Source organism: Roseibium sp. (genome assembly GCF_050301095.1).
In the GTDB taxonomy this organism is placed as follows: domain Bacteria; phylum Pseudomonadota; class Alphaproteobacteria; order Rhizobiales; family Stappiaceae; genus Roseibium.
Genome location: NZ_JBNKYW010000084.1, coordinates 1 through 10,348, shown reverse-complemented (window position 1 = coordinate 10,348; position 10,348 = coordinate 1). Strand labels below are relative to the sequence as shown.

At 60.9% G+C, this 10,348-nt stretch carries 11 protein-coding genes and 1 tRNA gene; 6 read left to right on the top strand and 6 right to left on the bottom strand.

Annotated elements, in window-relative coordinates; translation table 11 throughout:
* Positions 1-1,233, bottom strand: a 1,233-nt coding sequence (gene ispG / locus ACQY7U_RS07685; protein WP_428643282.1) for a flavodoxin-dependent (E)-4-hydroxy-3-methylbut-2-enyl-diphosphate synthase, incomplete at its 3' end; no start/stop codon positions are given.
* Positions 1,234-1,442: 209 nt separating this feature from the next.
* Between ispG and ACQY7U_RS07680 the strand changes: the two genes are divergently transcribed.
* From ACQY7U_RS07680 to ACQY7U_RS07665, 4 genes are all read left to right on the top strand, one after another.
* The gene (locus ACQY7U_RS07680) at positions 1,443-2,330 is read left to right on the top strand and encodes a 4-hydroxy-3-methylbut-2-en-1-yl diphosphate synthase (protein ID WP_428643281.1); all 888 of its coding nucleotides are present in this window, start codon (positions 1,443-1,445) and stop codon (positions 2,328-2,330) included.
* A gap of 265 nt (positions 2,331-2,595) precedes the next feature.
* Positions 2,596-3,378: a 3-hydroxybutyrate dehydrogenase gene (locus tag ACQY7U_RS07675; protein WP_428643280.1), complete on the top strand. Its 783-nt coding sequence runs from the start codon at positions 2,596-2,598 to the stop codon at positions 3,376-3,378.
* A gap of 21 nt (positions 3,379-3,399) precedes the next feature.
* The gene (locus ACQY7U_RS07670; protein ID WP_428643278.1) at positions 3,400-4,413 is read left to right on the top strand and encodes a patatin-like phospholipase family protein; all 1,014 of its coding nucleotides are present in this window, start codon (positions 3,400-3,402) and stop codon (positions 4,411-4,413) included.
* Between the two features lie 469 nt (positions 4,414-4,882).
* Positions 4,883-5,713 (top strand): pentapeptide repeat-containing protein, encoded by an 831-nt coding sequence (locus ACQY7U_RS07665; protein WP_428643276.1) that lies wholly within the window; start codon positions 4,883-4,885, stop codon positions 5,711-5,713.
* A 55-nt stretch (positions 5,714-5,768) separates the two neighbouring features.
* Here ACQY7U_RS07665 and ACQY7U_RS07660 read toward each other — a convergent pair whose 3' ends face one another.
* Positions 5,769-6,572, bottom strand: a complete 804-nt coding sequence (locus ACQY7U_RS07660) for a MipA/OmpV family protein (RefSeq protein WP_428643275.1) — start codon at positions 6,570-6,572, stop codon at positions 5,769-5,771.
* 241 nt (positions 6,573-6,813) lie between these two features.
* Between ACQY7U_RS07660 and ACQY7U_RS07655 the strand changes: the two genes are divergently transcribed.
* Complete coding sequence (locus ACQY7U_RS07655) at positions 6,814-7,110, top strand: YggT family protein (RefSeq protein WP_428643273.1); 297 nt, start codon at positions 6,814-6,816, stop codon at positions 7,108-7,110.
* Positions 7,111-7,166: 56 nt separating this feature from the next.
* Here the strand turns inward: ACQY7U_RS07655 and ACQY7U_RS07650 are convergent, their stop codons facing one another.
* The 4 genes from ACQY7U_RS07650 to ACQY7U_RS07635 all read right to left on the bottom strand — a co-directional run bounded on the left by ACQY7U_RS07650 (position 7,167) and on the right by ACQY7U_RS07635 (position 9,839).
* Positions 7,167-7,358, bottom strand: coding sequence for a Trm112 family protein (locus ACQY7U_RS07650; RefSeq protein ID WP_428643271.1), 192 nt, complete (start codon positions 7,356-7,358; stop codon positions 7,167-7,169).
* A gap of 35 nt (positions 7,359-7,393) precedes the next feature.
* A complete protein-coding gene (locus tag ACQY7U_RS07645) occupies positions 7,394-8,071 on the bottom strand; it encodes an LON peptidase substrate-binding domain-containing protein (RefSeq protein WP_428643269.1) in 678 nt (225 codons plus the stop codon).
* Between the two features lie 92 nt (positions 8,072-8,163).
* Entirely contained in the window at positions 8,164-9,144 is a 981-nt protein-coding gene (gene trxA, locus ACQY7U_RS07640) for a thioredoxin (RefSeq protein WP_428643267.1), read from the bottom strand.
* Positions 9,145-9,317: 173 nt separating this feature from the next.
* Positions 9,318-9,839, bottom strand: a complete 522-nt coding sequence (locus ACQY7U_RS07635; protein WP_428643266.1) for a prolyl-tRNA synthetase associated domain-containing protein — start codon at positions 9,837-9,839, stop codon at positions 9,318-9,320.
* A 242-nt stretch (positions 9,840-10,081) separates the two neighbouring features.
* Here ACQY7U_RS07635 and ACQY7U_RS07630 point away from each other — a divergent pair.
* Positions 10,082-10,156 (top strand) — tRNA-Gly (locus ACQY7U_RS07630).
* The last annotated feature ends 192 nt before the right edge of the window (positions 10,157-10,348 follow it).

The following is a 10,348-nucleotide window of genomic DNA, read 5'->3' as shown; positions in this document are numbered from 1 at the left end:
CCCGGTGCCGAAACGTTTTTCGATATAATCCAGAACCATCTGCTTGAATTCGTCGGCAATGCCTTCGCCGCGCAGAGTGGCGACCTTTTCGCCGTCGATGAAGACGGGGGCAGACGGGGTCTCGCCGGTGCCGGGAAGCGAGATGCCGATGTCGGCATGCTTGGATTCGCCCGGGCCGTTGACGATGCAGCCCATCACCGCGACGTTGAGGCCTTCAACGCCTGGATATTGTTCGCGCCAGATCGGCATGGAGACCCGGATGTGGTCCTGGATGTCGCTGGCGAGCTCCTGGAAGACCGTCGAGGTGGTGCGCCCGCAGCCGGGGCAGGCGGCAACCACCGGCACGAAGGCGCGGAAGCCCATGACCTGCAGCAGTTCCTGAGCCACCTGAACTTCCCGCGTGCGGTCCCCGCCCGGCTCCGGGGTCAGCGACACGCGGATCGTGTCGCCGATGCCCTGCTGCAGCAGGATGCCCATGGAGGCGGCGGAGGAGACGATGCCCTTGGTGCCCATGCCGGCTTCGGTTAGGCCGAGGTGCAGCGCGTAGTCGCAGCGGCGGGCAAGGTCGGCGTAAACGGCAATCAGGTCCTGCACCTGGCTGACCTTGGCAGACAGGATGATCTTGTCCCGGCCCATGCCGAGATTTTCCGCCCGTTCGGCCGACAGCAGCCCGGACTGGATGATCGCCTCGCGCATTACGGCGGCGGCCGAGACCGGCGTAGCGCTTTCCGCGTTCTCGTCCATAAGCTTCGTCAGCAGCTCCTGGTCGAGCGAACCCCAGTTGACGCCGATCCGGACCGGCTTGTCGTGTTTGAGCGCGATGTCGATGATCTGAGAAAACTGCGTGTCGCGCTTGGCCTTGAAGCCGACGTTGCCCGGATTGATGCGGTATTTGTCGAGCGCTGCCGCGCAGTCCGGATAATCGGTCAGCAGCTTGTGGCCGATGTAATGGAAGTCGCCGACCAGCGGCACGGTCACACCAATCCGCTCCAGCCGCTCCTTGATGCGGGCAACCTGGGCGGCCGCTTCCGGCCGGTCGACGGTGATGCGCACGATCTCCGATCCGGCGCGCGCCAGCGCCGCCACCTGGGCAACGGTGGCATCCGCATCGGCCGTATCCGTGTTGGTCATGGACTGCACCACAATCGGCGCATCGCCACCCACCAGCACATTGCCGACCGGAACCCCAACGGATTTGCGGCGGGGCAGGGCTTTTGCGAATTCATCGATCATGACGGAACCAACGGGGTTTTGAGCATTGTCCCTCATATGAGGGAATTGGGCCGGACTTTCCAGCGCATGATTAGGGCGTGCGGCGAAAAAGGGCAATGGGGCGAGGACTGTTCGGTGATATGAGGCTGAGCGAAAGTCCGGCCGAGTGCTGGCATGGCTATCCAATTTCGCTATTCTGCTGCAAACAGATGGAACCCTTGGAGCCATTCATGCTCATCACCGTCCTGGAACGGTCGCTTTCTCTGGCGCAGCATCATCTCGGAACGCTGTTTCGCACCGGCTGGGCCTATATCCTTGTCCTGGCAGCGCTGAATTTCGCCATCGGCGCGTCGCTGACGCCGGAGGGCGGGTTCCGGACGGTGTCCTATATGACGGAACCGGTCACCGCGCCCGACGAGGGCGCGCTGAGGGCGCTGGCAACGATCGCCAACCTGCTGGTCGGATTTTCCATCGCCATCGCCTATGTGCGCCGGATCCTGATCGATGCGCGAGACTTTCCGCTGACCATCAGCGCACGAACCTTCCGGGTGATCCTCAACCAGATCGTGCTCGGCCTGATCGGCGCCCTGTCGCTCATTCCCCTTGTGATCGTGACGCTGCTGGTCGCGGCGGTAACCGGAGGGCTGGGGTTGCTTCTGTTCGTCCTCGCGCCGTTTGTCGCCCTGATGGTGGTCCAGAAATTCTCCGTAGTGCTGCCGGCGGCGGCCGTCGACGATCCGCTGACGTTCAAGGAAAGCTGGCGGGCAACCTCCGGCCTCGGCTGGGCGATGGCGTTTTCCGCGTTGGTCATGAGCCTTCTGGCAGGTGTCCTGGTTGCGGTCTGGGTTGGGCTGCTCAGCCTTTCCGACGCGCTTCTGCCCGCCAGTGAGCTCTGGCCGCAGATCCGCTCCGCCATCTTTCCGATGGGCACGATGCTCATCCTCGTCTGGGTTTTTTCCAGTTTGCACGCGACATTCTACGGGCTGATCCGAGAGCGCTTTGCCGAGCGGCTGGGCCTGAGGGCAGCCGATTTGTCGATGGTCGAAGACCAGCGGGCGGTTGCCAGGGCCCGCGCCCACAAGGCACTGGACGGTGTCCGGCGCATGAACCGGCGGTGAACGCGCAGAACTCCGAGGCATCTCAGCAGGTAGTTCCTCATCCTGAGGAAGCGCAAAGCGCTGTCTCGAAGGATGGGAGACTTGCACCGGAGTGTGCCGCCCATCCTTCGAGACGGACCTGACGGTCCTCCTCAGGATGAGGACGGATTGGAAGAAACGCATAATCCTGACGCCTCGTTCACTTTTCGTCATTCCGATGTTGCAGTGCGGCGATAACTGGTGAAATGATGTGGCCGAAATTGTTTCAGTCCCTGGGAGATCCTTCATGCTTGCCAACAAAACCGCCGTCGTCACCGGCTCCACCTCCGGGATCGGGCTCGGCTGTGCCCGTGCCTTCGCGGAAAAGGGCGCCAATGTGGTCATCAACGGGCTGGGCGATGCGGAGGAGATCGAGCGGACCCGTGCCGCCATCGAGGCCGACTTCGGTGTGCGCTGCATCTATTCCCCGGCCAACATGCTGAAGGGCGACGAGATCGCCGGCATGATCGCGGACGCGGAAAAGGAATTCGGGTCGGTCGACGTTCTGGTCAACAACGCCGGCATCCAGTTCGTCTCGCCGGTCGACGAGTTCCCGATCGACAAATGGGACGCGATCATCGCAATCAACCTCACCTCCGCCTTTCATGCCATCCGCGCGGCGCTGCCGGGCATGAAGAAGAACGGCTGGGGTCGCATCATCAACACGGCCTCGGCGCACGCTCTTGTGGCCTCGCCCTACAAGTCCGCCTATGTGGCGGCAAAACACGGCATTGCCGGGCTCACCAAGACGGTTGCGCTGGAAGTCGCGCAGGAAGGCATCACCGTCAATGCCATCTGCCCGGGTTATGTCTGGACACCGCTGGTGGAAGCCCAGATCCCTGACACGATGAAGGCCCGCAACATGACCGAGGAAGAGGTCAAGAACGATGTCATGCTGAAGGCGCAGCCGACCAAGCAGTTCGTCACCATCGAGCAGGTCGCCGGCTACGCGGTCTTCCTGTGTTCCGACACGGCCTCCTCCATCACCGGCTCCATCCTGCCCATCGACGGCGGCTGGACGGCGCAGTAACACCGTCCGGAGGAAGCCCGCTTGGCCGAACCGAAGAAAATCAATCTGGCGCTCCAGGGCGGCGGCGCGCACGGCGCCTTCACCTGGGGCGTGCTGGACTGGTTCCTGGAAGACAGCCGGTTTTGCATCGACGCGATCACGGGCACCTCGGCCGGCGCCATGAATGCGGTGGTTCTGGCCAGCGGCCTGCAGGCGGGCGGCGAGGACGGTGCCCGCGAACGGCTTGAGGCGTTCTGGCGGGAAGTCAGCAATGAGGCCCGCTTCAGCCCGATCAAGCGGTCGCCGATCGATGTCTTTCTCGGTCAATGGAGCCTCGATTATTCGCCGAGCTATCTCTATTTCGATGTTCTGTCCCGCTTTGCCTCGCCTTATGAATTCAATCCGCTGAACATCAATCCCTTGCGGGATGTGGTCGGACGGATGGTCGACTTCGACAAGGTCCATGCCTGCCGGAACCTTAAGCTCTTCATCGCGGCGACCAATGTGTTCACCGGCAAGATCCGCGTGTTCAGCCAGAAGGAAGTCACGCTCGACGCCGTCATGGCGTCCGCCTGCCTGCCGCAGCTCTATCAGGCGGTGGAGATCGACGGCGAACCCTATTGGGACGGCGGCTACATGGGCAATCCGCCGCTCTACCCGCTGTTTTACGAGACCGACACGCCGGACGTGGTGCTCATCCAGATCAATCCGGTGGAGCGGCGCGAAGTTCCGAAGAGCGCACGGGAGATCGTCAACCGGCTCAACGAAATCACCTTCAATTCCACGCTTTTACGGGAGTTGAGGGCCATCGACTTCGTTACCCGGCTGATCGAGGAGGGCAAGCTGTCGCGAGAGGACTACATGAAGGTGCATCTGCACCGTATTTCCGCGTCGGAGCTTAAGCCGCTTCAGGCGTCCTCGAAGATGAACGCGGAGTGGGCTTTCCTGACCGAATTGCGCGATATCGGCCGCAAGACGGCGAAGGACTGGCTGGATCGGCATTTTGACGATATCGGCAAACGCTCGACCATCGACCTCAAGCAGGAATTTTCGTGAGGCCATAGGGGCCGGCGTCGTCAGGGGGTGTCTCCCGGAAATCCGAAAGGCTTTCCCGTTAACCTCCCGTTAGGCACGTTTGCAGTTGGCCTTGCAGATTGCAATGCAGGAGGCATGAAGATTTTCTAAACAATTTCAGCATGTTGTGTTTTCGGGTCTGACATCCTCCAGATCTAGAAAATTTCCACTGAAAACAAATTGGCAAGGCTTTTGCGATTGAATTGGCACGCTGATTGTCAGGTTGTGCGTCGTCAGCGCAAGTGGATGGAAGAAGCGGGCACCTGCGACCCCGCCTGCTTCTTCCCTCCCACCCTTTTCTGCCGCGAGGCCGGTGTGACAGGGACGTCCCGGTCCAAGTGTCTGGCGATCACATATCTTTTGCTACAAAATTGAAGTTCTTGATAGGAACGGTCCTTAAACTGCCGTTTTGGAGACCTATTTCAATTAGGGATGAGAAAAGGGATTGGCGATGAGTGTTATGATTGGCCGGTTTTTGACAGGTTTCCTCGGAGCGTTGACGGTTGTTGCGGTTTCCGGCGCCGCCCTTGCAGGCAGCGATGAAGCGCGCATGGCGGAAATCAGGGACAAGGGCGGGTGCCCGCGCTGTGACCTGAAGCTTGCAGAGCTTCGGAGACTGACCATGGAAAAGGCGAACTTCCAGCGCGCCATCTTGCGGGAAGTGGACCTCAAGGAAGCTTCCGTGATCCATTCCGACTTCCGCGGTTCGGATTTCCGCAGGACCGAGGCGGAACGCGCGAATTTCACCGGCAGCGACTTTTCGAACGCCAGCATGCGGTCGGTGGACCTTGAAAAAGCCAATCTGACCGGTGCCAACTTCACCGACGTCGACCTGCGTGACTCCGATCTCGACACAGCGATTGCCGTTGGAACCATTTTCGACGACGCCGACCTCAGAAACGCCGCCCTGACCCGAAGCAACTTCGAGAATGCTTCCTTCAGGGGCGCAAAGATGGATGCTGCCAATCTGGAACGGGCAAACTTGTCGGGAGCGAATCTTCAGGGTGCCCGCCTGCGTCAGGCCAAGCTCGACAGGGCGGTTGCCCATAACGCGGATTTCTCCGGGGCGGATCTGTCGGGTGCCCGGCTGGTCAGTTCGGATCTGACCGGCGCCAACCTGAAGGGTGTTGACTTCAACGGGGCGCTGATGCGCCGGACCCACCTTGCCGGGGCGGATCTGACCGGGGCCCGCAACCTGGACCCGGCCCGCGTCCTGGATTCCTGTGGTGACGACAAAACCAAGGTGCCCGCCGGAATTACCCTGGTCGAATGCACCTATTGACCTGAGCAGGCCGAAGGCCCGGCATTACCCGTTCGGGTGGCCGGTGCCGCCGGGATCAGTTGAAAACGTCAAAGGCGAAGCGGTAGGTGACGCCAACGCCGAGGCTGAACTGGTCCTTGCTGCCGCCATCGGCGATCGGGCTGTCCGCGGCGTCGCCGACAAGCCGGTCATAGCCGCCCTGGATGTGCAGCCGGAAATCGTCGTTCCAGTCATAGCTGGCGCGGGCCGCAAGGCCGACGCTCTTGAACCCGGCGCCCGGATCATAGGCGGTCAGGCGTCCGCCGCTGTTGGCGGCTTCCGACGCCGTCACGCCGAAATAGGTGTCCATATAGTCTTCTGACGCGAAATCGGCGCGCGGACCGAAGCTGACTTCCCACTTCTCATGCGGGTAGACGATGGCATCGACGCCGAGCTGGCCGACCTGGCCGGTGTGGCCGTTGAAACCCTGGCGCAATTCGGCGTAAGCGCGGAAGTGGTTGGTGCGGAAGCCGCCGCCGAGACCGACTTCAACGGCCCAGTCGACCGTATCCGTGCCGGTCAGGTCCGTGCTGTCGCTGGCCTTGCGCTCGCCGATATAGTTGAAGGACGGGTAGAAGAAGACACCGCTTCTGCGGCGGCCATCGACCACCTGACCCAGGCCGGGCAGGTAGAAACGCCCGACGGAAATGAGCGGGAAGGGATAGATCAGGTAGGAATCGGCGGCTTCGTAGCGCGGCTTGCCGATGGCGCCGACGCCGAGGTCTATGACGAACTGCTTGGTCGCGTCTTGTTCGGAAATCTGACCGCTTTCGGCAAGAGCCGCGCCGGAAACGGCGCTCAGGACAGCCGCAAGAGCGGCGCGCGACAACAGTTTGAACATATAACCCACATCCCATGGAAATTCGTTGGCGGGAAGATACCACGGTTGGGCCTTACTCAAAGCCTAAGGATTCCCGGTTTTTGGGGACTGTTGCATTTCGGCATCGCAGGGTGCCGGCCGAGGCCCGTCCGCGGGTCTATGCGGGCAAGACCGTTGCCATAAGGGTCATAAGTCTTGCGAGCGGGCGGCCGGGAAGCTACATGATGTCAAAGCAAAATATCGAACGGCAACGGACCGGAACATGACCGCACTCTTCAACGTCATACTGATCGCCCTGAAACTCTACACTTACGTGATCATTGCCAGCGCGATCTTTTCCTGGCTCTACGCATTCAATATCGTCAATTCGAACAATCAGGTCATCAATTCGATCGGGCGGATGCTGTACAATCTGACGGAGCCCGCTCTCCGGCCGATCCGGCGTTTCATGCCGGATCTCGGCGGCATCGACATTTCGCCTGTGGTTCTGTTGCTCGCCATCATCTTTCTCCAGCAGATCATCGTGCTGAACATCATGCCGATCTTCGGCGGTTATTGATCCGCCGGGATTTCCGGAAAAAAAGCCCGAACCGATTGGTCCGGGCTTTTTTGTTTTCAGTCTTCCAGCTTGCGGGCCTCGTCCGCCAGCATGATCGGAATGCCGTTGCGGATCGGGTAGGCGAGCTTGGCGCTGCGCGAGATCAGCTCCTGGGCCTTTGCATCATATTCGAGTGCCGACTTGGTGACGGGGCACACGAGCAGTTCCAGAAGCTTGCGGTCGACCGGGCGGTCCGCGGTTTCAGTCATCAAACAGTCTTTCCTTCAGCGCTGCAGGTTCTTGATTACTGCAAGGTGGTGCCACCATCGTTCTCGGACCGGGCAAGGTCCATTTCGGTAATGGCGATCAGGGTTTCGGCGCGGGTCTTCAGGTCGCGGGCTTCCAGAAGGGCCTGCTTCTCCTGCGGGCCGTAGGGACACATCATGCAAAGCGCGTTGACAAGAACTTCCGTTTCGGCCTCCGAGACACTCTGCCAGTCGGCTTCCAGATTGTTGGCGTCCAGATAGCTCCTCAGTGTTCTCAGCAGACCGGTCCGGTCGACTTCCTCCTCGCCCTCGCCGCATCTGAGGTCATGGGAGAAAGCGGCGAAATCGCATTCCACCTGCCGGAACCCGGAAAAGGATTGCAGTTCCTTGCCGAGCGCAAAGCGCGTGATGCCCTGCAGGGTGATCAGGTAGCGGCCATCGCCCGTTTCCTGAAAGCTGGTCAGGCGGCCGACACAGCCCACGCTTGCCAGATGGGGACTTTCCGGATCGTCGGAAATCCTGTCCGGCGAGGGTTGCACCATGCCGATCAGCCTGTTGCCGGCAAGCGCGGTGTCCACCATGTCGATGTAACGCTGTTCGAAGATGTTCAGCGGCAGCTGGGTTCTGGGCAGCAACAGCACGCCCTCAAGCGGGAACACGGGCAGGACCGGCGGCAGGTCCGCAATCGTCTCGTATATGGCATTTCCCGCCTGCATTGCCTGCTCTTGTATATTTATTGAGGGTCAGCGCCTCATCCGCTGATGTTGCAGCGCTGATCCAGATTAATGTGTGTCACTCCGGAAAATCGTCAAGAAAACAGCACGGAAGACAATTTCCTGCGGCCGTAGGCGCTTGCCGGATCCTTGAAGCCCCAGGCCTCGAAGAACTGCAGCAACTGCCTGCGGGCCCCATCCTCGTTCCAGTCCCTGTCGCGGCGCACGATTTCGATGAGCTGGTCGACGGCACCGTTCTTGTCACCCTTGCCGTTCAGGCCAAGTGCCAGGTCGAAGCGGGCCTGATGATCCAGCGGGTCCTTGTCGATCCGCTGCTGCAGCTCGGCAAGGTCGCCCAGGGACGCGGCCTGCTCTGCAAGCTCGAGCGCGGCCTTGGCTGCGGCGAAGGCTTCGTCGTCCTGTTTGTCTTCCGGCACCAGCTCGAGCGCCTGTCTGGCCCTCTCCAGCTCGTCCGCGCCGAGATAACACTGTGCCAGTCCGGCAACGGCCTTCACGTTGTCCGCTTCCATCTGCATGACCGCGCCGAAGAGCTGTGCCGCCTGGGCGTAGTCGCCGGCCGTCAGCAGGTCGTTCGCCTGTTCCAGATAGGTGTCGGTCTGGCTGACCGGGGCAGGGCCCGCGACCTTCTCGATAAAGGCCTTGACCTGGCTTTCCTGCTGCGCGCCCATGAAACCGTCCACCGGCTGGCCGTCCTTGAAAGCAACGACGGCGGGAATGGACTGGATGCCCATCTGGCCGGCAACCTCGGGGTGTTCGTCGATGTTCATCTTGGCGAGCTTGACCCGTCCGCCGGCCGCCCTTACGGCCGCCTCGATAACCGGCGTCAGCTGCTTGCATGGACCGCACCACGGCGCCCAGAAGTCGACCAGCACGGTTTGCGTGCGCGACGCATCGATGACGTCCGTCATGAAGGTCTGCGTGGTGACGTCCATGACGAGGTCGCCGCCGGTCCCGCCGCTGTCATTGCCATCGCCCGGGCCGCCGTAGCCGCCGTCCATGCTGGCGCCGAATCCGCCGCCAATCTGGCCACCCATGCTGTAGTTGCCGTTGCTCATGTGCCCGCCTCGTTTCTTCCGGCCGGTGCTGGGTGCAGCCAGGCCATACCGGGATTGCTGTCAAAGGATCGAATTGGCTCCTAACATGGAGCGGCAGACCCTGAAATTCAAATGCCGTTTGCCTCCGTGCGCCCGCTTTCGCGATTGTCACGGACATAAGATGACCGGGCGTCTCAAAGACCGGCGGCCCTGGCCTCTTCGCTGACGGCCAGAACCTGCGGAGAATGCCCGCAGGCCTTCGCGAATTTGATCAGGTCTTCCGCCGCGATGGATGTAGTCGCATCGTTCTTCAACGGATGATAGTTCAAGACCCCGTGCTGCATCATGGCAGCATCGAAGACCGGGGTCACCCTCAGGGCTTCCCGGTCGTTGATGAGCGAGAAGGGTGTGACCGAACCCGGTTCCACGCCAAGCACTTCCATCAGGAGGTCCGCGTTGCCGAAGGAAACACGCCCCTGGCCGCCAACGATCTGATGAACCTTCTTCAGGTCGATGTCCGCGTCATGCAGGGCGACGATCAGGAACAGGCGGCCTTTCTTGTCCTTGACGAAGAGGTTCTTCGTGTGGCCGCCGGGGATCCTGTCGTGCAGATCGCCGGATTCGGCCACGGTGAAGACGGGCTGGTGGTCGACCGTGGAGACCTCGATATCGAGATCCCTGAAAAAGGCCATCAAATCGTCGCGGGATGCCGGCATGTTTTTTCCTGAAAATTTTGAGCTTTTGCGCTGTCTAGCGCGTTTTGACCCGGCGCCACAAGTGCAAACTGATCAGAAAAGCGGCAGAATTCAGCCATTTTCCGACCTGTGTTTCACAGGAAATCCACAGAAAGAGGGGTCGAAAATTTTTCGAAAATTCGGTGTTGCAATCCGTCTCAGCATAGTTCATATACTGCGCCACCGAAGACGAGGCGGTCACCGCCAAGCGCTCGGGACACTATGCGGGTGTAGCTCAGGGGTAGAGCACAACCTTGCCAAGGTTGGGGTCGTGGGTTCGAATCCCATCGCCCGCTCCAAATCCTCCCAAAGGGTTTGAAACGAAAAAGGCTCGGGTTACCGGGCCTTTTTGTTTTTGAACATCCTCCCGGACAATCCGTTCCCGCGTAAGCCGGTCTGGCAGGGCTGTCACCCTCCTATTCCATCACCGCGAGCTCATCGACGATCTGCCGTGCCTGTCGGGCGGCAAAGGCAAGGTCCCGGTCGAAGGG